We start from the raw sequence: 21,132 nt of genomic DNA, 5'->3' as shown, positions 1-21,132 counted from the left end.
GGAAAAATGGCTTATTCGGAGAAGACAACGTGGAATGCGGCCGCCGCCGGCCGCAGCAAGGCGGCGCCGGCAGGCGACCGGCGCGCCCAGGCGCGGCGCGCGGTGATCGCCGCGTCCATCGGCAATGCGCTGGAGTGGTTCGACATGATCGCGTACGGCACCTTCGCGCTGATCATCGCCAAGCTGTACTTTCCGTCCGCCAGCGAGAGCTCCTCGCTGTTGCTGGCGCTGGCCACCTTCGGCGTGTCGTTCCTGATGCGGCCGCTGGGCGCCATCGTGTTGGGCAGCTATGCCGACCGGGCGGGCCGCAAGGCGGCGCTGACGGCGTCCATTTTCCTGATGATGATAGGCACGCTGATCATCGTGGTGGTCCCCACGCATGCGCAGATCGGCGTGGCCGCATCGATCATCATCCTGGTCGCCCGGCTGATCCAGGGCTTTTCGGCGGGCGGGGAATTCGGCAGCGCCACGGCCTTCCTCATAGAATATGCGCCGGACCGGCGCGCCTATTACGCCAGCTGGCAGGTCGCCAGCCAGGGCGCGGCGATCCTGCTGGCGGCCTTGTTCGGCGCGGTGCTCAATGCGACGCTGACCCAGGCCCAGCTGGAAAGCTGGGGCTGGCGCATTCCGTTCGTGTTCGGCCTGCTGATCGCGCCGGTGGGCTACTACATCCGCCATCACATGGATGAAACGCCGGAGTTCAGCGCGGCAGAGGCATCGGCTTCGCCGTTGAGCGACATGTTCGCGGGGCAGAAGCTGCGGCTGCTGGTTACCGTTGGCTTCGTGGCGCTGGGCTCGGTGGGCAATTACCTGGCCCTGTACATGCCTACGTACTCGATCCGCCAGTTGGGTCTGCCGCCTGCCATCGGTTTTCTGGCGACGCTGGTCACGGGCGTCATCATGACGGTAGGCGCGCCCTTCGTCGGCGCGCTGGCCGACCGCATCGGACCCGCGCGCATCATGATGGCCGCGGCCCTTTCGACCGCGCTGCTGTGCTATCCCTTGTTCTATCTGCTGGTGTCGTATCCGACGGTGGGCGTTTTGATGATCGTCCAGGTCATCCTGGGCATCCTGGCGACGGCGTACTTCGCGCCCATGCCGGCGCTGATGTCCGCCATCTTCCCCGTGCAGGTGCGTACCACCGGCTTGTCCCTGGGCTACAACATTGCAGTGACGATCTTCGGCGGCTTCGCGCCATTCATCCTGACCTGGCTGATCGCGACCACCGACTCCAAGCTGTCGCCCAGCTATTACCTGCTGGCTATTGCGCTCATGGCGATGGTGTCGCTGAACGTGGCGCGCCGGACGTTCCAGCAGCGTTAGGCGCCGGGCGCCGGCCTTCGCATCGGAGGCCGGCCGGCGGCGGGTGGAATGTAGCCCATTGTTGCGGGCCTGAGCGTTTTTCCGCCCAGGCTGCGGCCGTGTTCCACAGCGCGGCCGCACTATCTTCAGGACCTTCCTGATAGTACAAAATGTTGCCTGCCTCCCTTCGTGTGCTTGCTAGCATGGTCTGGCCGGAATGATCCGGCACACCGACGGAATAAGTGGAGGTTGCCATGAGCTCAAGAACAATATTCAACCGGATCGCAGTCGTTGCGGCGGCGGGTGCATTGCTGGCGGGATGCGCCACGCAGCAGCAGACCAATACCGCCGTGGGCACGGGCGCGGGGGCGGCAATCGGCGCCGGCATCGGCGCCTTGATCGGCCACGGCAAGGGCGCGGCCATCGGCGCCGGCATCGGCGCGGTGGCGGGCGGCCTGGTTGGCTACAACTGGAAGGTCGTCAAGGAAGACGTGCAGAAGTCGGGCGCTTCGTCGCTGGGCATCGACGTGGTCGAAATGCCCGACGGCAGTCTCAAGGTCAACATTCCCAGCGGCGTGTCGTTCGATACCGACAAGACGCAGCTCAAACCCGCGCTGTTGCCGGTGCTGGACAGCGTGGCGCGCTCGCTCAACCAGCATCCTGAACTGCGGGCCAAGGTGGTCGGCCACACGGACAGCACGGGCGCCCTGGCGCATAACCAGACCTTGTCGGTCAACCGCGCCAAGAGCGTGACCGACTACCTTAGCAAGCAGGGCGTGGCAGCGGGCCGTCTGACGGTCGAGGGCCGCGGGCCGAACGATCCGATCGGCGACAATGCGACCGCCGAAGGCCGCGCGCTGAACCGCCGGGTGGAGATCTACCTGTACGCGGTCCAGCAGTAAACCTGGGCCAGCCCAGTGTCCGAGGCGGCTGGCGCAACGCGCCGCCGCCTGTTTTTTTGGAGTCCGTCATGAGCATGTTCCCTCCCGCCCGCATCGGCACCGATACCGCCGTGGCCGCCCTGTCTGGCTGGCAGGCAGTGGCGATGCGCGACGCCATCGAAAAGCGTTTCCGCTTTCCCAATTTCAATGCGGCATTCGGCTTCATGGCGCGCGTCGCCATGTTTGCGGAGAAGCTGAATCATCATCCGGAATGGACCAACGTCTACAACCGCGTGGACGTGACCTTGACCACCCACGACGCCGGCGGCGTGACCGAGCTGGATGTGCGCATGGCGCAGTTCATGGACGAGGCGGCAGCGCAATTGGGCGCCACCGCGCCCAAGGCTTAGGGCGCGTTTCCTGGCGGCGTGGGCGGGAGCGGCTCTTCCGAGCCGTCCGCGTCGGGCTGCAAATGGCTGTTCACGCGGTCCAGCATGTCGCCCAGCAGGCGCTGCTCGTCGGCGCTGAGGCAGCCGAAGATCTCTTCATTGCGGCGGGCGATCAGGTCGATGACGCGCTGGTATTGCACCAGGCCTTCCGGGGTGGGCGCCAGCACCACGCCGCGTCCATCCGAGGCGGACATGGTCTTTTCCACCAGGCCGCGGTCCACCAGCGCCTGTGCTGAGCGGCTGGCCTGGCCTTTGTTCAGATTGGCCGCCAGCGCCAGATCGTTGACCGACAAGGGCGCGTAGCGGCCGATGGCCGCCAGGCAGCGCGCCTCGCCCAGAGGAATCCCGCATTCTTCCAGATAGGCGCGATTCGTGTCCCTGTCCGTGATCTTGTTGAGCACGTGCAGGCGGTAGGTCAGGAATCGTTCCAGGGCGGGCTGTTTCACGTCGGGCGGGCAGGGGCGGAGGCGGGATAGTGTGCCACAGGGCCGTTGGCCAGGCAGGCGGCTTCCGCCTGGGCCAGCAGCGCGGCGGCGTCGCGCGCATCGCTCACGCGGGCCAGCAGCGACAGGCTCAGGATCGACAGGAAGAGCGACGCCTGTTCTTCGCCGACGCGCGTCAGGGTCTGCGCCATGGCGGTATAGACCTGGTCCAGTTCATCGTTGTTCATGCTAGCTCTTCCTTGTGCGCGTCCAGTGCGATCGAGGGGTAGTAGGGCTTGAGCGCGGCGCGCAGGGTGGCGGCCGAGGGGGCAATCCAGCGTCCCAGGACGTAGCCGTCGGGCCGCAGCAGGTAGACGGCGCCGGCTTGCGCGCCGTAGCGCTGGCGTAGCTGCCCGTGTGGGTCCTGCAAGGCATCATCGCCCGTCTTCAGCACACGCAGCGGCTGGGGCGAGTTGCGGGTGGCGGCGGCCAGGGCGTCCAGTTCGGCCGCCAGCGTGGTGTCGGGGGCCAGCGCCAGCGCGACGAAGCCGGCGCCAAAGCATGCGCTGAGATGCAGCGGCGCGCCGCGATCGTGCAGCAGCGCTTCGGGCGCGGGCTGGCCGGGCGCGGCGGTTGCGCCGGCCTGCGGCGCGTCGTCATCCAGGTTCAGCGGCGAGGCATCGTAGGAGATGGGCGCCGACTGCCGCGGGTTGATCAGCTGGCGCACCCGCTCATCCGTCAGCGCCAGGCGCAGGGCGGCCTCGCGCATCAGGCGGAATCCGAAGTCCGGCGGGGCCATGAATTCGGTGCTCTTGGCGCCATAGGCCAGGTTCTGGCGGGTAGCGTGGACGCGCTCCACGCTGTAGCTGTCCAGCAGGCTGTCGGGAGCCTGGCCTCGCAGCACCCAGGCCAGCTTCCAGGCCAGGTTGCCGGCATCGTCCAGTCCCGAGTTCAGGCCCCGCACGCCGAAGATCGGCACCAGGTGGGCGGCGTCGCCGGCGAACAGCACGCGTCCGTGGCGGTAGTTTTCCAAGGTCAGGCACTTGGCGTTGTAGATGGAGATCCACAGCGGCTTCCAAGGCGCGGTTTCGCCGATCATGTCCAGATGGCTTTGCACGCGGGGCAGCACGTTCTCGGGCTTTACGGCCTCTTCGGGGTCCTCGTCGTCGCGGATCTGGTAGTCCACCCGCCACACGTTGCCGGGCTGGCGGTGCATGAGCAGGGTGGAGCCGGGATTGGAAGGCGGATCGAACCAGGCCAGGCGCTCCACGGGGCGGCTGGACTCCTGTTCGATGTCCACGATCACGTAGCGTCCTTCGTACTGCATGCCTTCCAGCTTCAGGCCCATGGCCTCGCGTACGGTGCTGCGGCCGCCGTCGCAGGCGATCAGCCAATCGGCGCGCACAGTCTGGCGGCCGCCTTCGATGTCCACTTCAGCCGTGACGCCGTCCGCGTCGGCGCTCAGGCCGGCAAGCCGCGCCGACCAGCGCAGCTCGGCCAGCGCCGGATGGCGCTGCATGGCCTGATGGGCGTACTCCTCGACGGCGTATTGCTGGATGTTGACCATGGGCGCGTAGCGCTGCAGCGGATCGTGCGGCATCTCGAAATGCAGGACTTCGCTGTTGCGGAAGTAGCTGCGGCCGCCGGTCCAGGCCAGACCGGTGGCGGTCAGGGGCCGGTCGGCGCCGACCCAGCCCATGATTTCCTGCGACCGCCGCGAGATGCAGATGGCGCGGCTGCCGTTGCAATAGTCGTCGTCGGCCTCCAGGGTCAGCGAGGGGATGCCGTATTCGGCAAGCAGGGCGGCCAGCGTCAGGCCGACGGGGCCGCCGCCGGCGATAAGGACGGGAACGTGCGCGGGGAGCGGCATGCTGTCTCCAGAAATTGGTTGTTTACGCAACTATATGCTTAAGAGGTTGCGCACGCAACTATATTTTTGGGGCAAAAAAAACCCGCCGGATCAGGGCGGGTCTTCGGGCGCGGCGTATCTATCAGTTGCGCACGTAATAGATGCGCATCGCCTGCTGCTTCTGGGCGCCGTCCAGCACGCGCAGCACCACGACCTTGGCAGTGAAACCGTCGGGCAGCTTCAGTTGGCCCAGGGCGTAGTCGTAACGGTCGACGTTCAGGGCGGGGCCTTCCGGCGTGACGGTGGCGGCGCGGCCGTTGGGGTAGGTGCCGTCGATGGAGAAGGTCAGGGTGCCCTTGAACGGCGCGCCCTGGCGATCCTCGCGCATGACCAGCACCTGGTAGTCCAGCAGACCGGGCGCGCGCTTGAAGGTGGCCGAGCGGATGCCCAGGTTGCCGCCGCGCGGGTCGGCGGGCATGGCGTCCTGGAACAGCACCAGTTCCTTGTTCAGCGTGTCAATCTTGCTGCGGGCTTCAGAAAGGTCGGCGGTCAGCTTTTCATGGCCGGACTTGTTGGCGTCGCGTTGTTGGGTGGCTTCCTCAAGCTGGCTTTGCAGGCGCTGGCGCTCCAGGTTGGCGGTGCTCAGTTCGCTGTGCAGCTGCTCGGATTGCTCCACGGTCAGGCGTTGCGGGCCGTAGTTGGTCTGCAGGAAGAGCACGCCGCCGGCGCCCAGGGCGATGCCCACCAGCAGCAGGACCAGCCAGCGCGGCATGCGGCGCGTGCGTTGGCCGGGCTGGTATACGGAAGGCTTGAATACAGCCCGTTGCGATCTTCCAAACATCCCCATTCCTAGAAAACTTCCTGTGTGTTTGCTCGCCCGCGCGCTGCGCGCGCAGGTCAAAGCGCTAGAGAATACCCCGTTAGCCGGGACCGTTGGGTGCGCGGACAAGCCTGGTTGCGCACCTTGATATTGTGAAATATGTGGACATCAGCGTGCTTGGCCGGTGAGCTCGGCATCCAGGTCGGCGAGCCGCTGCGGCGTGCCGACATCCGTCCATTTGCCCTGGTGGCGCGCGCCGCGCACCAGGCCGCGGGCCATGGCTTGCCGGAGCAGCGGCGCCAGGGGCGCTGCCGCGCCCCGGGGGACGTCGGCGAACAACGAGGGATGGTAGACGCCGATGCCCGCAAAGGTCAAACGAGGTTCGCCCTGGGCATGGACGCTGCCGTCGGCATCCAGGCGGAAATCGCCAGCCGGATGCTGGGGCGGGTTGTCCGCCAGCAGCAGCCAGGCGCCGCCTTCAGGCAATGTGCGCGCCAAGCCTGCGGCCGCGGCGGGGTCCCAGTCGCACCAGACGTCGCCGTTGACGACGAGGAAGGGCTCGTCGCCCAGCAACGGCAGCGCCTGGACGATGCCGCCGGCGGTTTCCAGCGCGGAGGTTTCGGCCGAATAGCGGATCTGTACGCCGTATATGCTGCCGTCGCCCAGCGCCCTCTCGATTTCGTGGCCGAGCCAGGCATGGTTGATGACCACGTCTCGGATGCCGGCGGCCGCCAGCCGCCGCAGGTGCCAGACGATGAGCGGCTGGCCGCCCACGGACAACAGGGGCTTGGGCAGGCGGTCGGTGAGGGGGCGCATCCGTTCGCCGCGGCCCGCCGCGAGGATCATGGCCCGCATCAGAAGGTGTATCCGACGCTGACCTGGCGGTCGTCGAGCTTGTCCAGCAGGCGCAGCAGCGGCGTGAAGACGCCGTAGCGCTGGGCCACCTGGCGCACGTAGCCGTTCATGCGCGGAATGTGGGCCAGGTAATGCGCCTTGCCATCGCGGTGATTCAGGCGGGCGAACACGCCCAGGATGCGCAGGTTGCGTTGCAGGCCCATCCATTCATAGGCGCGGTGGAACTCCGCGAAATCCGAGTCCACCGGCAGGCCGGCCGCCCGCGCCATTTCCCAATAGCGGATGGCCCAGTCCAATTGCTGGGGTTCTTCCCAGGTCGTGCGGGCATCCGTCACCAGGGAGGCCAGGTCATAGGTGATGGGGCCGGCCAGCGCATCCTGGAAGTCGATGATGCCCGGGTTCGGTCCGTACTTCGGCTGGTCGCAGACCATCAGGTTGGGCGAATGGTAGTCGCGATGCACCAGCACCTGGGCCTGTCCGCCATTGCTCGCGGACAGCAATGCGAAGATCTTTTCCAGCGCGTTTGCGGTCTTGTCGTCCAGCGTCACGCCGTGATGCTTCTGCACGTACCACTCGGGGAAGAGCTTGAGTTCGTCAGCCAGGCGGGCGGTGTCATAAGTGCCCAGGCCGGCAGTGGAGGCCTGTTGCAGGCGGACCAGGGCGGCCAGGGCCTCTCGATACAGCGTCTGCAGTTCGCTGTCCGGCAGTCCGGCCTGAATGCGCTGGTAGTAGGTCTGCTCGCCCAGGTCGGACAACAGCAGCAAGCCCTGGTCCAGATCCTGCTCCAGCACTGCAGGCACGTTCAGGCCGACGTCCGCCAGCAGACGGTCCACGTGCAGGAAGGGCCGGCAATCCTCGTGTGCGGGCGGGGCGTCCATGACTATCAAGGTGCGCTCGCCGGCGTCCAGCCTGAAATAGCGGCGGAAGCTGGCGTCGGCCGACGCCGGACGCAGCGTGTCGATGGCCAGGTTCAGGCTGGCGGGCAGGCCGCCCAGCCAGTGGCGGATCTGCTCCAGGCGGGGGTCGTGATCGTTTTTCAAGGAAGATCCGTGTCAGAAAGGCAATATTGCTGAGAATTGTGTCCCGAGCACATAAGTCTGGGCCTATGGCGCGGCTTCTCTATAATACCGGCTCGTTTCCGTTAGCATTGGCCCTCCGTGGGTGCCGGTGTCGCGTTCCCACCATCGTCAAAAAGGGCTGTTTTCACTCGTGCGCAAGGTTCGATGGTTGATCCTCTCTGCTGTCAGTGTCGCCGCCGGAGCCGTCCAGGCCCAAGGTAGCCAGGGCAGCGCTCCCGCCGCGTCGTCGACCTCGGCGACTCCCGTGTTGCGCACCTCGCCGGGCCTGCGGATCCACCGCCTGCCGGACGACAGCATTCCCGCCTTCATGGAGGCGGACAGCATTGATGGCGATCCCGACTCTGACCTGACCCTGACGGGCAATGCCCAGGTGCGCCGCATCGACAGCGTGATCAAGGGCGACCGCATCAACTACCGCAAGGACACGGGCGAAGTCGACGTGCAGGGCAGCGCGCGCATGATGCGCGACGGCACCCTGGTGATCGGGCCGAATGCCAAGTTCAACGTCGACAAGTCCTCGGGCGAGATCGAAAAACCCAATTTCTGGATGGGCGCCAACGGCGGCTTCGCCGTCGCCGAGCATGCGGACATCTTCAGCCGCTCGCAGATGCGGCTGCACACGGTGACGTACAGCGGCTGCGCCTGCGAAACGCCGTCCTGGTACATCAAGGCCAATACCGTCGACATCGACTTCGATGAGAACGAAGGTGTGGCCCGCAGCGGTGTGCTGTATTTCAAGGACGTGCCCATCCTGGCGTCGCCTTACATGACCTTTCCGGTCAAGCGGGAGCGCAAGTCGGGCTTCCTGATGCCGACCTATGGCACGACCAGCCAGGGCGGTTTCGATTTTTCGATTCCGTACTACCTGAATCTGGCGCCGAACTATGACATGACCGTGCAGCCGCGCTACTTCTCCAAGCGCGGGCTGCAGTTGGGGGGTGAGTTCCGCTATCTCGGTGGCTCCTATAGCGGCATCCTGGATGGTACGTACCTGCCCAACGACAAGCTGACCGACAGCGACCGCTGGATGTACTGGTGGCGCCATCAGCAGATCCTGCCCTACGGCTTCTATGCGGATTGGGATGTCGCGAAGGTATCGGACGACAACTATTTCCGCGACATTTCGCAGTTGGGCCTGAATCAGGCTTCAACGACCTATTTGCCCCAACGCGCGCGGGTGGGTTGGTCGTCCGCGTCGGGCTATTGGAGCGGGTATGCGCAGGTCTACAAGTACCAGACGCTTCAGGATCCCGACGCGCCGCTGGCACCGCCGTATGACAAGGAACCAGAGCTCTCCTTCCGTGGCGCCCGCTATGACTGGGGAGGCTTTGACGTCGACTGGACTTCCACGGCGGTGCGCTTCCGCAGATCGTTGTTCGAAGGGCAGCGACTCGGACCTGATGGCAACCGCTTCCAGACCTATCCGACGGTTTCCTACCCCATCGTCAAACCGGGCTGGTTCATCATCCCGAAGGCTGGCGTAAATTACACCCAGTACGACACCGACTGGTACAACCTGAGTCCGGGCACACCGCGCTCGCAATCGCGAACCGTACCGATCCTGTCCCTGGATTCCGGCCTGGTTTTCGAACGGGATACCACGCTGTTCGGCAAGGCCTCCACGCAGACACTAGAGCCTCGGTTGTACTACCTGTACGTGCCGTATCGTGACCAGTCCAAGCTGCCTGTCTTCGATACGGCTTTGGCGGACTTCAGCTTCTCGCAGGCGTTCGAAGAGAACATCTATACCGGCGGCTGGGACCGCATCGCGAACGCTAACCAGTTAACCGCTGCTTTGACGACGCGTTGGCTGGATGCCAACACCGGTTTCGAGCGCATGTCCTTGGGTGTCGCGCAGCGGCTGTATTTCGCAGACCAGAAGGTGACGCTTCCCTACGAGACGCCACGCGAGAACGTGCGCTCCGACTTCCTTTTGGGGGCGAGCGCGGCTCTCACCGACACGCTTAGCACCGACATTGCTGCGCAATACAATCCCTACGACAGCAACTGGTCGCGCGGCCTGATCAGCGCGCGCTGGTCGCCGCAGCGCCTGACGACGGTGGCAGTGTCCTACCGCTACCAACGCGATCCCCAGCCCGGGGTCCAATATCAGGCGCAGGGTCAGAACCAGGTGAGCCTGGCCATGCAGTGGCCGTTCTCCAAGCGCTGGTACGGCGTCGGGCGCGTGGACTACTCGCTGCGCAGCGGTCCGTCCAGCACGCTGGCCGGCACGATGGATTCGCCTCGCGTCACGCAGGCCATTGCCGGCCTGGAGTACAAGGGAGATTGCTGCTGGGTGGGCCGCATGGTCTACCAGCGATACGCGGTATCCGCCACGGACGCCAACTCGGCACTGTTCTTCCAGCTTGAACTGACCGGTCTGGGTTCCCTGGGAACCGACCCGATGAACCTGCTGAACAGAAGTATCCCCGGCTACACGCGTGTTACGCCGCCTGTGCCCACCGGGACCACATTTGAAAGGTATGAATGATGCGTAGGTTGCACTCTTTGCGCCGCCTCTCTGGCAATGCGCTGCTGTTGGCCGTGTGCGCCGGCTTGCCCGTGGCCCATGCGGCCGAGCAGGGCGGCAAGGCCGCGAACAATGGCGCCAAGCCGAATTCCGCCGCGCAGAAGAACGCTGCGCCCGCGCCGCAGCGCGAGCAGTTCGTCGATGGCATTGCTGCTGTCGTGGACAAGGACGTGATCACGCTGCGCGAATTGCGCGATGCGTCGTTGCGCATTTCGAGCGAGCTCAAGACCCGGGGCATCCAGGTGCCCGATGATCAGACCTTGCAGCATCAGGTATTGCAACGCCTGATCATGGAGCGCGTGCAGCGCCATGAGGCGGATCGCCTGGGCATACGCGTGGATGATGCGCAAATCGACCAAGCCATCCAGACCATTGCGTCCCGCAACAAGATCACCGTGGCCCAGCTACGCCAGGAAATCGAAAGAACCGGCACGAGCTGGGACGGTTATCGCAAGTCGCTGCGCGACGAGATCCGCACGGATCGCCTGCGTCAGCGCGCGGTGGATTCCACGATTGTGATTTCCGACGCCGAAGTCGACGCGTTCCTGAAGGACCAGCGGCGCAATCCGGCGTTCGGCGCCGCGCCGCAGGCAGCCCCGCAACCGCAGGCCCAGCCGCAGCCCGAACCCCAACAGGCCGCTGCGCCGTCGGGCCCGATGCTCTACGCCCTGGCCCAGATTCTGGTGCGCGTGCCGGAAGGTTCGTCGCCCGAGCAGCTGGCGGTGCTGCGCAAGAAGGCCGAAAGCCTGCTGGCGCAAGCCAAGCGTGGCGATGACTTCGCCAGCCTGGCCGCCGCGGCCTCGGACGGTCCCGAAGCCTTGCAAGGCGGCGTCATGGGTGTGCGCCCGCTGGACGGCTGGCCCGACCTGTTTGTTCAGGCCGTCGGCAATCTGCAAAAAGGCCAGGTCAGCGGCGTGATCCAGAGCGGCAACGGTTTCCACATCATCAAGGTGATGGACCGCGGCACCGCCCAGCCGGCGCCCGCCCGCACGGCCCGCGCTCCGGCGCCGGCCCAGGCGCCGCAGCCCGCCGCCGCGCCCGCGCAGGCGCCTGCGCACCAAGGCCCTGTGGAAGTGATGCAGACTCGCGCGCGCCACATCCTGATCAAGACCTCCACCGTCATGAGCGACGAAATGGCGCGTCAGCGCCTGGAGCAGGTGCGTCAGCGCCTGGTGAGCGGCGGCGCCAAGTTCGAGGACATGGCGCGCCAGTATTCGCAGGACGCGACCGCCCCGCAAGGCGGCGAACTGGGTTGGTTGAACCCGGGCGAAACCGTGCCGCCGTTCGAGGCCGCCATGAACGCCCTGAAGCCGGGTGAAATCAGCCAACCGGTGCAATCGCCCTTCGGCTGGCACCTGATCGAAGTGGAAGAGCGCCGCCAGCACGACGCCACCGACGATATGGCTCGCATGAAGGCCCGTCAGACCTTGTTTGAACGCCGCGCCCAGCCGGCTTTCGAGGATTGGCTGGAGCAGTTGCGCGCCCAGGCGTACATCGACAATCGTCTGGAAAAGCAGCAGAAGATCCAGCAGAACAACCGCTAAACGCATTACAGGCTTTACATGTCCCAGCACCAGGCGCGCAAGCGCTTTGGCCAGAACTTCCTGACCGACGAGAGCGTGGTCGAGTCCATCGTCCGGGCGGTTTCGCCCGCCCGCGACGACACCGTGGTCGAGATCGGCCCGGGCTTGTCCGCGCTTACCCGGCCGTTGCTCGAACGCCTGGATCACCTGACGGCGGTCGAGATCGACCGCGACCTGGCGGCGCGCCTGCGCAAGCAGTTCGACGCCAGCCGCCTGACCGTGGTCGAGGCCGATGCCTTGACGGTGGATTTTTCCCAGTTCGGGCCTGCGCTGCGCGTGGTGGGGAACCTGCCCTACAACATCTCCAGCCCGTTGCTGTTCCATCTGATGACCTGGGCCGATCACGTCCGCGACCAGCATTTCATGCTTCAGCGGGAAGTGATTGACCGCATGGTCGCGCAGCCCGGTTCAGGCGACTTCAGCCGCCTGTCGGTGATGCTGCAGTCGCGCTACCGCATGCACAAGCTGTTCGACGTGCCGCCGGAAGCCTTTGACCCGCCGCCCAAGGTGGTGTCGGCGATCGTGCGCATGGTGCCCTTGCCGGCGGACCGTCTGCGTCCGGTCAGCGAGCGGGCCTTCGAAACCGTGGTGGCGCGGGCATTCTCACAGCGCCGCAAGATGCTGCGCCGGGTGCTGGCGGACTGGGCGCAGCAAGTGCCCTGGGAAGCGCTGGACATCGCGCCTACGGCGCGCGCCGAGGATATTTCGGTGGACCGGTACATCCGTCTGGCGGATGCGCTCGTGGCGGCCGGAGTGCTGCAGGCCGAGTGAAGCTGGATCCGCAAAATGAAGAAGCCCGCGCAAGCGGGCTTCTTCATTCGGGTTTCTACAACATGCGCTTCTGCGCGGTCATCCAGAGCTGCATGACGTCGCGGGCGCGGTCGGCCAGCAGTTTTTCGGCGTCCGTGAGCGCCTGCTGCAGCGTGATGGGGCCGGGCGCCAGGCTGAACGCGGCGCTGATGCCGCAGGCGTGCAACGCTTCGTAGCCTTCGCCCAGCGAGCCGGCCAGCGCCACCACGGGCACGCCCGCGCGCTGCGCGATCTTCGCCACGCCGGCCGGAGTCTTGCCGCGCAGGGTCTGCGCGTCCATGCGGCCTTCGCCCGTGAACACCAGGGTCGCGCCTTCGACCGCCCGGGCCAGTCCGCCCAGTTCGGCCACGATCTCCACGCCGGGCCGGAAACCGGCACCCAGGAACGCCTTGGCGGCGAATCCCAGGCCGCCCGCCGCGCCCGCGCCTGGGTGGTCGCGATGGTCGGAGCCCAGGTGCTTGGCGCACACATCGGCGAAATTCGTCAGCATCTGATCCAGGATCAGCACCTGTTCAGGCGTCGCGCCCTTTTGCGGGCCGAACACATGCGAGGCGCCCTGTGGGCCGCACAAAGGGTTGTCCACATCCGAGGCGATGTCGATGCGGATCTGGGCCAGGCGCGGATCCAGGCCGTGGGTATCGATGCTGGCCAGCTTGCCCAGCGCGCCGCCGCCGGGCGGCAGGCTGCGGCCGTCAGCGTCCAGCAGGCGCACGCCCAGCGCAGTCAGCATGCCGGCGCCCGCGTCGTTGGTGGCCGATCCGCCCAGGCCCAGGATGATGCGCTTGGCGCCTGCGTTCAAGGCTGCCAGCATCAGTTCGCCCACGCCGTGGCTGCTGGCGCGCATCGGATCGCGCTTGGCAGGGGCGATGAGTTCCAGGCCCGCCGCCGCGGCCATCTCGATCACCGCCGTGCCGTCCTCGAGCAAGCCCCAGACGGCGTCGACCTTGTAGCCCAACGCATCGTTCACCGTCTGTTGGCGTTCCTTGCCGCCGGTTGCCGCGAGCACGGCTTCGACCGTGCCTTCGCCGCCGTCGGCCATCGGAATGCATACCGTGTGAGCGCCGGGAACAGCGGCCTTCACGCCGCGTGCAATGGCTGCCGCGGCATCGGGGGCGGACACGCTTTCTTTGAAAGAGTCGGGGGCGATGACGATTTTCACGGGTTCAGTCGAGCTCGTTTTTCGGTTGAGGTGATGCCCATGATACCTGCGCGGGCGCGGCCGGCGTACCATAGCGTTTTTGTTGTTTTAGCGAGAGTGGATCGTCATGCCCGTATTGCGCCGCACCAAAATTGTCGCCACCCTGGGACCTTCGACTTCGACGCCTGAACGCATAGAAGCGCTGATCCGCGCGGGCCTGGACGTGGCCCGCCTGAACTTCTCGCACGGCAGCGCGGACGACCATCGCGAGCGCGCCCGCATGGTGCGCGAGATCGCCGCCAAGCAGGGCCGCTTCGTCGCCATCATGGGCGACTTGCAAGGCCCCAAGATCCGCATTGCACGCTTCAAGGACAAGCTGGTCCAACTGCAGATCGGACAGCCGTTCACGCTGTCGCGAGTGCATCCCAAGGAAGAGGGCACGGCCAGCATCGTCGGCATCGATTACCCCGAACTGGTGCAGGACTGCCGCGTCGGCGACGAGCTGCTGCTGGATGACGGCCGCGTGGTGCTGGTGGTGGACAGCGTCGAAGGCGACGAGGTCCACACCACCGTCACCGTGGGCGGTCCGCTGTCGAACAACAAGGGCATCAACCGCCGCGGCGGCGGCCTGTCCGCGCCCAGCCTGACCGACAAGGACCGCGTCGACATCAAGCTGGCCGCCGAGATGGAACTGGACTACGTGGCCGTGTCGTTCCCGCGCTATGGCAGCGATATCGACGAGGCGCGCACGCTGCTGGCGGCCGCCGGCAGCCAGGCGTGGATCATCGCCAAGATCGAACGCGCCGAAGCCGTGGCCGACGACGAGGCGCTGGACGCGCTGATCCGCGCCAGCGACGGCGTGATGGTGGCGCGCGGCGACCTCGGCGTGGAGGTGGGCGATGCCGAACTCGTCGGCATCCAGAAGCGCATCATCCAGCACGCCCGCACGCTGAACAAGGTCGTCATCACCGCGACGCAGATGATGGAGTCGATGATCTCCAGCCCCATGCCCACGCGCGCCGAAGTGTCCGACGTGGCCAACGCGGTGCTGGACTACACCGATGCCGTCATGCTGTCGGCGGAAAGCGCATCGGGCCAGTATCCCGTGGAAACCGTGCAGGCCATGGCCCGCGTCTGCCTGGGCGCGGAAAAGCACCCGACCTCGACCAAGTCGCATCACCGCCTGGGCGAGACCTTCACCCGTTGCGACGAGACCATCGCGCTGGCGGCCATGTACGCGGCCAACCATTTCCCCGGCGTCAAGGCCATCATTTCGCTGACCGAAAGCGGTCACACGCCGCTGATCATGTCGCGCATCCGCTCGGGCGTGCCTATCTACTGCTACAGCCCGCACAGCATCACGCAAAACCGCGTGGCCATGTTCCGCGGCGTCTACACGATTCCGTTCGCGCCGTCGGACTACGAGCCTGCCGACCTGAGCAACGCCGCCATCGATGAACTGCGCAAGCGCAACCTGGTGCAGACCGGAGACTGGGTGATCCTGACCAAGGGCGACTTCTACCGCGACAGCGGTGGCACCAACGGCATGAAGATCCTGCTGGTGGATTGATACGGCGGGGCAGGAGCGCCGCCCGGGCGCTCCTTGCCGCCGCGCGGCGGGTTTCAGCCGAAGAACCAGTAGCACACGCCGATGGCCGCCAGCACGCCGGCCAGGTCGGCAATCAGGGCGCAGCCCACCGCGTGGCGCGCCCGCAATATGCCCACCGATCCGAAGTACACCGCCAGCACGTAAAAGGTGGTCTCGGTGCTGCCCTGGACCACCGCGGCCAGTAGCGCGGGGAAGCTGTCCACGCCGAAATGCGTCATGGTTTCCAGCATCATGGCGCGCGCCGCGCTGCCCGAGAATGGCTTGACCAGCGCGGTAGGCAGGGCATCCACGAAGCGCGTGTCCCATCCCGCTTGCACCGCCAGCCAGCGGATGCCGTCCAGCAGGAAATCCAGCGCGCCCGATGCGCGCAGCACGCCCACCGCGCAGAGCATCGCGACCAGATAGGGCAGCAGGCTCTTGGCGATGTCGAAGCCTTCCTTGGCGCCTTCGATGAAGGCCTCGTAGACCGGCACCTTCTTCCAGGCGCCCGCCACCAGGAAGGCGATCAGGATGCCGAACAGGACCAGATTGCCCAGCAGCGACGACAGCGAGGCGATGGCCGCCGCCGACATGCTGGCCAGCAGCGCCATGAATCCGCCCATGAGCAGCGCCGTGCCGCCCAGCCACAGCATCACGACCGGATCGATCAGGCGCAGGCGCTGGCAGGCCGCCACGGCCAGGAAACCTGCCAGGGTCGATGCGCTGGTGGCCAGCAGGATCGGCAGGAACACCAACGTCGGGTCCGGCGCGCCCTGCTGCGCGCGGAACATGAACAGCGTCACCGGCAGCAGGGTCAGCGATGACGCATTCAGCACCAGGAACAGTATCTGCGCGTTGCTGGCGGTTTCGGGCGTGGGGTTGAGCGACTGCAGTTCGCGCATGGCGCGCAGGCCGATGGGCGTGGCGGCGTTGTCCAGGCCCAGTCCGTTGGCGGCGAAGTTCAGCGTGATCAGACCGATGGCCGGGTGGTTGCGCGGCACGCCGGGCATCAGGCGCGCGAACAGCGGTCCCAGCACGCGCGCCAGTTTTTCCACCAGGCCAGCGCCCTCGGCGATGCGCAGAAAGCCCAGCCACAGCGTCAGCGTGCCGAACAGCAGCACCATCACTTCCACCGACACGCGCGCCATGTCGAACAGGCTGGCGACCATCATGCGGAAGACATCGGGGTCGCCGATGACCAGCCAGCGGTACAGAGCCGCCGCGGCCGCGGTAAGGAAAAAGCCCAGCCAGAGTTTGTTCAGCATGCGGAGACTGCCCGGATAGCGATGGATTGCGCGCTGCGCGCCGAGGCCCATTGTCGCAGAGTCGGCAGGCCGCAGCTTGGCCCGACGCCGCCAATTCTGGTACTTTGACCTGATACGCCCTGGGGCCTGGGGCCATAACAGTGAGGAAAACTCATGGACTTCAACGCATGGCGCCGGCGCCGCATCTCGGAACCCGCTTACCGCTGGGCGCGCAACGCACTGCCCGCCATGTCGGCGACGGAGCGCGAAGCCATCGAGGCCGGCGACACCTGGTGGGATGCGGATCTGTTCACCGGCAATCCCGACTGGCGCAAGCTGCTGGACGTGCCGGCGGCCACGCTGACCGCGGACGAGCAGCGCTTCATAGACGGCCCGCTGGCGCGGCTTTGCGCCATGCTGGACGAATGGGACATCACCTGGAACCGGCGCGATCTGCCGCCCGAGGTATGGGACTTCCTGAAGGCCGAACGCTTCTTCGGCATGATCATTCCGCGGCGCTACGGCGGCCTGGGCTTTTCGCCCTATGCGCACTCCGAGGTCGTGCGGCGCATTTCGGCCTACTCCATCACCGCGGGCGTCACCGTCATGGTGCCCAATTCGCTGGGCCCCGGCGAATTGCTGATGCAGTTCGGCACGCCGGCGCAGCGCGACTACTGGCTGCCGCGGCTGGCCGACGGCCGCGAGGTGCCATGCTTCGGCCTGACCAGCCCCGAGGCCGGTTCGGACGCCGCGTCCATGGTGGACACGGGCGTGGTCTGCCGCCAGGTGATCGACGGGCGCGAACTGATCGGCATCCGGCTGAACTGGCACAAGCGCTACATCACGTTGGGGCCGGTGGCGACGGTGCTGGGGCTGGCTTTCAAGCTATCGGACCCCGACGGCATCCTGGGCGGCGCCAAGGACATTGGCATATCGGTCGCGCTGGTGCCGACCGAAGCGCCCGGCGTGGAGATCGGGCGCCGCCACCTGCCCGCCATGCAGGTCTTCCAGAACGGCCCCAACCGCGGGCGCGACGTGTTCGTGCCGCTGGACGCGCTGATCGGCGGCGCCGAGCGCGCCGGGCATGGCTGGCAGATGCTGATGAGCGCGCTGGCGGCGGGGCGGGGCATTTCCTTGCCGTCTCTGTCGGCCGCGGCCGCCGTGATGTGCGCGCACACCACGGGCATGTATGCCCGCGTGCGCGAACAGTTCGGCATTCCCGTCGGCAAGTTCGAGGGCGTGCAGGAAGGGCTGGCCCGGCTGGCGGGCAATGCCTATCTGGTCGAAGCCGCCAGGCGCTTGACCTGCGCCGCGCTGAACCAGGGCGTCAAGCCGGCAGTGGTCTCGGGCATCATGAAGTACCACGCCACCGAGCGCATGCGCGGCTCGGTCAACGACGCGATGGACATCCATGCCGGCCGCGCCGTCATCGACGGTCCCAGCAATTACCTGGGCGCGCTGTACCGCGCCGTGCCCATCGCCATCACGGTCGAGGGCGCCAACATCCTGACGCGCAACCTGATCATCTTCGGCCAGGGCGCGATCCGCGCCCATCCCTATCTGATGCCGGAAATCCTGGCGCTGGGCAACCCCGACGAAGACCGTGGCATGGAGGTCTTCCACGACGTGTTCTGGCGGCATCTGCGCCACACAGGCATCAACGCGCTGCGGGCCATCGGCCGCGCCTGGACTGGCGGGGTGCTGGCGCCTGCGCCTTCATCCGGTCCCGTGGCCGGCCACTACCGGCGGCTGGGCCGCTATGCCTCGGGCTTCGCGCTGCTGGCCGATGCCACGCTGGCGCAGCTGGGCGGAGGCCTGAAGCGCCGGGAAATGATCTCCGCCCGCCTGGGCGACATCCTGTCCGAACTGTATCTGCAGTCGGCGGTGCTCAAGCGCTGGGAAGACGAGGGCCGCAAGCACGACGATCTGCCGCTGGTGCAGTGGTGCCTGGAGCAGGGCTACGCCAGCATCGAGAAAAGCATGGATCAGGTCCTGCGCAATCTGCCGGGCCGCGTGTTGTCGTGGGGACTGCGCGCGGCCATCCTGCCGCTGCGCCTGGCCAAGGGGCCGAGCGACGCCTTGACCCGGGAATGCGCTGAACTGCTGCTCAAGCCTTCGCCCACGCATGTGCGCCTGGCGGCCGACCTGCATCGCGACGCCGGCGCTGCCGGCGACGATCCGGTAGGCCTTCTGACCCGCGCCTTCGCGCTGGCGGACGCCGTGCAGCCGCTGCGCGACCGCCTGCGCCAGTCCGGCGTGCGCGATTGGCGCGAAGCCCATCAGCGCGGCGCCATTACCGACGCGCAGGCGGCCTCGCTGGAAGAGGCCGAAGCCCTGGTCTCGCGGGTGTTGCAGGTGGACGATTTCGCGCCCGAGGAGTTGTCGCCGCAGGCCGCCAAGGCGGACTCCGGCGAGGCTTAGGGTAGGGACGCAAGCCCCCGCAAGGCGGGAGCGGGGCCTTAGTCGTCCTGATTCGGATCCATGTCCGGGAACAGGATTTCAGTGAACCCGAATTTGCTGAAGTCCTGGATGCGCGACGGGTAGAGCCGGCCGATCAGGTGATCGCATTCGTGCTGCACCACCCGGGCGTGAAAGCCCTCGGCCTCGCGCTCGATGAGCTGGCCGTAGGGATCTCGCCCGCTGTAGCGGATGCGGCGGTAGCGCGGCACCACGCCGCGCAGGCCCGGCACCGACAGGCAGCCTTCCCAGCCGTCTTCCGTCTCGTCCGACACCGGCGTGATGACGGGATTGCACAGGATGGTCTGCGGCACGGCGGGGGCGTCGGGATAGCGCTCGTTGCGGTCAAAGCCGAAGATCACCAGCTGCAGATCCACGCCGATCTGCGGCGCGGCCAGGCCCACCCCTTGCGCGGCGGCCATGGTTTCGAACATGTCGTCGATCAGCGCATGCAATTCGGGCGTGTCGTAGCGCTCCACGGGCGCGGCCACGCGCAGCAGCCGCGGATCGCCCATTTTCAGGATGGTGTGGATCATGGAAGTGTCTTCCTGGCTTTGGCCGCGCGGGGCTCAGTCCTGGCGGCCCTTTTTCTGGATGAACTCGATCTTGTAGCCATCGGGGTCTTCGACAAAGGCGATGACCGTCTTGCCGTGCTTCATCGGGCCGGCTTCGCGCGTGACCTTGCCGCCTTTTTCCTTGACCTTGTCACAGGCTTCGTAGGCGTTGTCCACTTCCAGGGCGATGTGGCCGTAGCCGGTGCCCAGGTCGTACTTGTCCGTATCCCAGTTGTGGGTCAGTTCGATGACGGCGCCTTCGGATTCGTCCTGGTAGCCGACGAAGGCCAGCGTGAACTTGCCTTCGGGGTAGTCGTTGCGGCGCAGGACGCGCATGCCGAGCACATTGGTGTAGAAGTCGATGGACTTGTCGAGATTGCCGACTCGCAGCATGGTGTGGAGCATACGCATGGGATGGTTTCCTTAAGCGGTGAGGGGGAACGGGAAGAATCCGCCGTTGCCGGCGGCTTCCCGGGTGATGCCGATGTCGCGCAGCGCGCCGCCCATGGCGTCGACTGCCTGCCGCATCTGGTCTGGCCCGAAGGCGCCGATGCAGCCGACCCGGAACGAAGGTTGTTCGGTGTTGTAGAAGTTGCTGAGCACGTAGCCGCGGCGCTTGAGGGCGTCCACGAACAATTGCAGGTTCCAGGTCGGCGCGTCCGGGGCGCGGACGTTGACGACGATGGGCCCCTGCAGCGCGGGCGGCAGGTAAGGCGCCAGGCCCAGTTCCCTGACGCCATCATATAGCGTGTGCATGTTGGCGGTGTAGCGCGCCAGGCGGGCTTCGCGGCCTTCTTCGCGGTGCAGCTCCAGCGCCACGGCCAGCGCGGCCAGCGTGGGCGCGGGCGGCGTGAAACGCGGGCCGGCATTGGGCTGCTGGCTTTGCTGGTAGATGTCGGCCAGGTCCAGCGACCAGCTGCCGGCGATGCCGCGCGCCGCTTCCAGGCTGTCGCGCCGCGCCACCACGAAGGCGGCGCCGGGCATGCCTTCCAGGCACTTGTTGGCCGTCAGCACCACTGCCTCCACGGCGGGCAGGGCGTGCAGCTCCAGGGGCAGCGCGCCGAAGGCGGATACGGCGTCGACGATGACGCGGCGGCCCAGCGCATGCGCGATGCGCGCGAGTTCGGGCACGTCGTGGCAGATGCCGCTGCCGGTTTCGCTGTAGACCAGCGCCAGGTGCGTGAGCGTGGGATCCTGTTCCAGCGCCTGCGCGACCGCTTGCGGATCGATCCGCTCGGTGGGGCCTACGGGCAGCGGCACGGCGACGCGGCCGGCATCGCCGGCCAGCTTCTGCAGGCGGGCGGCGTAGGCGCCGGTGGAGGGCGCCAGCAGGCGGCCGCCGGCGGGGATGAAGCTGCGGATGGCGGCTTCCACCGCGAAGTGGCCGCAGCCCGGCAGCGCCAGCGCAGCGTGCTCGTCGGGCGACGCCTGCGCCGCCCGCAGGACGCCATCGCAGACCTGCCGGTAGGTCTGACGGAAATCGTTGTCCCACGGCGCATAGTCTTGCGCCATGGCGGCCTTCACCCGCGCGTCGGTCGTGACCGGGCCCGGAATCAGCAGCAACATTTTCG

19 protein-coding genes are annotated in these 21,132 nt (G+C 66.7%); 8 read left to right on the top strand and 11 right to left on the bottom strand.

Annotated features, from left to right (window positions below; all coding sequences use genetic code 11):
• The first annotated feature begins 6 nt into the window (after window positions 1–6).
• The 3 genes from AC1RHV_RS24700 (at window position 7) to AC1RHV_RS24690 (ending at window position 2,593) form a co-directional block, all read left to right on the top strand.
• Window positions 7–1,323: an MFS transporter gene (locus tag AC1RHV_RS24700; protein WP_492302190.1), complete on the top strand. Its 1,317-nt coding sequence runs from the start codon at window positions 7–9 to the stop codon at window positions 1,321–1,323.
• 233 nt (window positions 1,324–1,556) lie between these two features.
• A complete protein-coding gene (locus AC1RHV_RS24695) occupies window positions 1,557–2,204 on the top strand; it encodes a YiaD family glycine zipper/OmpA-like lipoprotein (protein ID WP_054457545.1) in 648 nt (215 codons plus the stop codon).
• Window positions 2,205–2,272: 68 nt separating this feature from the next.
• The gene (locus AC1RHV_RS24690; RefSeq protein WP_175209664.1) at window positions 2,273–2,593 is read left to right on the top strand and encodes a 4a-hydroxytetrahydrobiopterin dehydratase; all 321 of its coding nucleotides are present in this window, start codon (window positions 2,273–2,275) and stop codon (window positions 2,591–2,593) included.
• Here AC1RHV_RS24690 and AC1RHV_RS24685 read toward each other — a convergent pair.
• From AC1RHV_RS24685 to AC1RHV_RS24660, 6 genes are all read right to left on the bottom strand, one after another.
• Window positions 2,590–3,078, bottom strand: a complete 489-nt coding sequence (locus AC1RHV_RS24685; protein ID WP_054457543.1) for a MarR family winged helix-turn-helix transcriptional regulator — start codon at window positions 3,076–3,078, stop codon at window positions 2,590–2,592. The two genes, AC1RHV_RS24690 and AC1RHV_RS24685, sit on opposite strands and share 4 nt — an antisense overlap.
• Window positions 3,075–3,302 (bottom strand): hypothetical protein, encoded by a 228-nt coding sequence (locus tag AC1RHV_RS24680; RefSeq protein WP_054457542.1) that lies wholly within the window; start codon window positions 3,300–3,302, stop codon window positions 3,075–3,077. The genes AC1RHV_RS24685 and AC1RHV_RS24680 overlap by 4 nt, the downstream gene beginning before the upstream one ends.
• A complete protein-coding gene (locus tag AC1RHV_RS24675) occupies window positions 3,299–4,924 on the bottom strand; it encodes an FAD-dependent oxidoreductase (protein WP_492302189.1) in 1,626 nt (541 codons plus the stop codon). Before AC1RHV_RS24675 ends, AC1RHV_RS24680 begins: the two co-directional genes overlap by 4 nt.
• Window positions 4,925–5,045: 121 nt before the next feature.
• Window positions 5,046–5,744: a DUF6776 family protein gene (locus AC1RHV_RS24670; RefSeq protein WP_054457540.1), complete on the bottom strand. Its 699-nt coding sequence runs from the start codon at window positions 5,742–5,744 to the stop codon at window positions 5,046–5,048.
• A gap of 147 nt (window positions 5,745–5,891) precedes the next feature.
• A complete protein-coding gene (gene murU, locus AC1RHV_RS24665; RefSeq protein WP_492302188.1) occupies window positions 5,892–6,578 on the bottom strand; it encodes an N-acetylmuramate alpha-1-phosphate uridylyltransferase MurU in 687 nt (228 codons plus the stop codon).
• A complete protein-coding gene (locus AC1RHV_RS24660; protein ID WP_119451437.1) occupies window positions 6,578–7,618 on the bottom strand; it encodes an aminoglycoside phosphotransferase family protein in 1,041 nt (346 codons plus the stop codon). The genes murU and AC1RHV_RS24660 overlap by 1 nt, the downstream gene beginning before the upstream one ends.
• 169 nt (window positions 7,619–7,787) lie before the next feature.
• Between AC1RHV_RS24660 and AC1RHV_RS24655 the strand changes: the two genes are divergently transcribed.
• The 3 genes from AC1RHV_RS24655 to rsmA are packed head-to-tail and all read left to right on the top strand — an operon-like array spanning window position 7,788 to window position 12,541.
• Window positions 7,788–10,148 (top strand): LPS-assembly protein LptD, encoded by a 2,361-nt coding sequence (locus tag AC1RHV_RS24655; RefSeq protein WP_054457537.1) that lies wholly within the window; start codon window positions 7,788–7,790, stop codon window positions 10,146–10,148.
• Window positions 10,145–11,731: a peptidylprolyl isomerase gene (locus AC1RHV_RS24650; protein ID WP_492302187.1), complete on the top strand. Its 1,587-nt coding sequence runs from the start codon at window positions 10,145–10,147 to the stop codon at window positions 11,729–11,731. The genes AC1RHV_RS24655 and AC1RHV_RS24650 overlap by 4 nt, the downstream gene beginning before the upstream one ends.
• 18 nt (window positions 11,732–11,749) lie before the next feature.
• On the top strand, window positions 11,750–12,541 hold the full coding sequence (rsmA, locus tag AC1RHV_RS24645) for a 16S rRNA (adenine(1518)-N(6)/adenine(1519)-N(6))-dimethyltransferase RsmA (protein ID WP_119451439.1): 792 nt from the start codon (window positions 11,750–11,752) through the stop codon (window positions 12,539–12,541).
• A gap of 55 nt (window positions 12,542–12,596) precedes the next feature.
• Here the strand turns inward: rsmA and AC1RHV_RS24640 are convergent, their stop codons facing one another.
• On the bottom strand, window positions 12,597–13,739 hold the full coding sequence (locus AC1RHV_RS24640) for a glycerate kinase (RefSeq protein ID WP_313388864.1): 1,143 nt from the start codon (window positions 13,737–13,739) through the stop codon (window positions 12,597–12,599).
• Window positions 13,740–13,845: 106 nt separating this feature from the next.
• Between AC1RHV_RS24640 and pyk the strand changes: the two genes are divergently transcribed.
• Window positions 13,846–15,288, top strand: coding sequence for a pyruvate kinase (gene pyk / locus AC1RHV_RS24635; RefSeq protein WP_054457531.1), 1,443 nt, complete (start codon window positions 13,846–13,848; stop codon window positions 15,286–15,288).
• 53 nt (window positions 15,289–15,341) lie between these two features.
• Here pyk and AC1RHV_RS24630 read toward each other — a convergent pair whose 3' ends face one another.
• Window positions 15,342–16,571 carry a nucleoside recognition domain-containing protein gene (locus AC1RHV_RS24630; RefSeq protein ID WP_175181095.1) on the bottom strand — a complete coding sequence of 410 codons (1,230 nt, stop codon included), beginning with the start codon at window positions 16,569–16,571 and terminating at the stop codon, window positions 15,342–15,344.
• A gap of 153 nt (window positions 16,572–16,724) precedes the next feature.
• Here AC1RHV_RS24630 and AC1RHV_RS24625 point away from each other — a divergent pair, with 153 nt between their 5' ends.
• Entirely contained in the window at window positions 16,725–18,971 is a 2,247-nt protein-coding gene (locus tag AC1RHV_RS24625) for an acyl-CoA dehydrogenase (protein ID WP_125473211.1), read from the top strand.
• 38 nt (window positions 18,972–19,009) lie between these two features.
• Here the strand turns inward: AC1RHV_RS24625 and def are convergent, their stop codons facing one another.
• The 3 genes from def to AC1RHV_RS24610 are packed head-to-tail and all read right to left on the bottom strand — an operon-like array spanning window position 19,010 to window position 21,127.
• On the bottom strand, window positions 19,010–19,543 hold the full coding sequence (gene def / locus AC1RHV_RS24620) for a peptide deformylase (protein WP_492302186.1): 534 nt from the start codon (window positions 19,541–19,543) through the stop codon (window positions 19,010–19,012).
• 33 nt (window positions 19,544–19,576) lie between these two features.
• Window positions 19,577–19,972 carry a lactoylglutathione lyase gene (gloA, locus tag AC1RHV_RS24615; RefSeq protein ID WP_054457526.1) on the bottom strand — a complete coding sequence of 132 codons (396 nt, stop codon included), beginning with the start codon at window positions 19,970–19,972 and terminating at the stop codon, window positions 19,577–19,579.
• A gap of 12 nt (window positions 19,973–19,984) precedes the next feature.
• Window positions 19,985–21,127, bottom strand: coding sequence for a 2-aminoethylphosphonate--pyruvate transaminase (locus AC1RHV_RS24610; RefSeq protein WP_175213808.1), 1,143 nt, complete (start codon window positions 21,125–21,127; stop codon window positions 19,985–19,987).
• Window positions 21,128–21,132 lie beyond the last annotated feature (5 nt).

This window comes from Achromobacter sp. GW823-FHT04E03, assembly GCF_058796095.1.
This window is presented reverse-complemented; position numbering and strand designations above follow the sequence as displayed.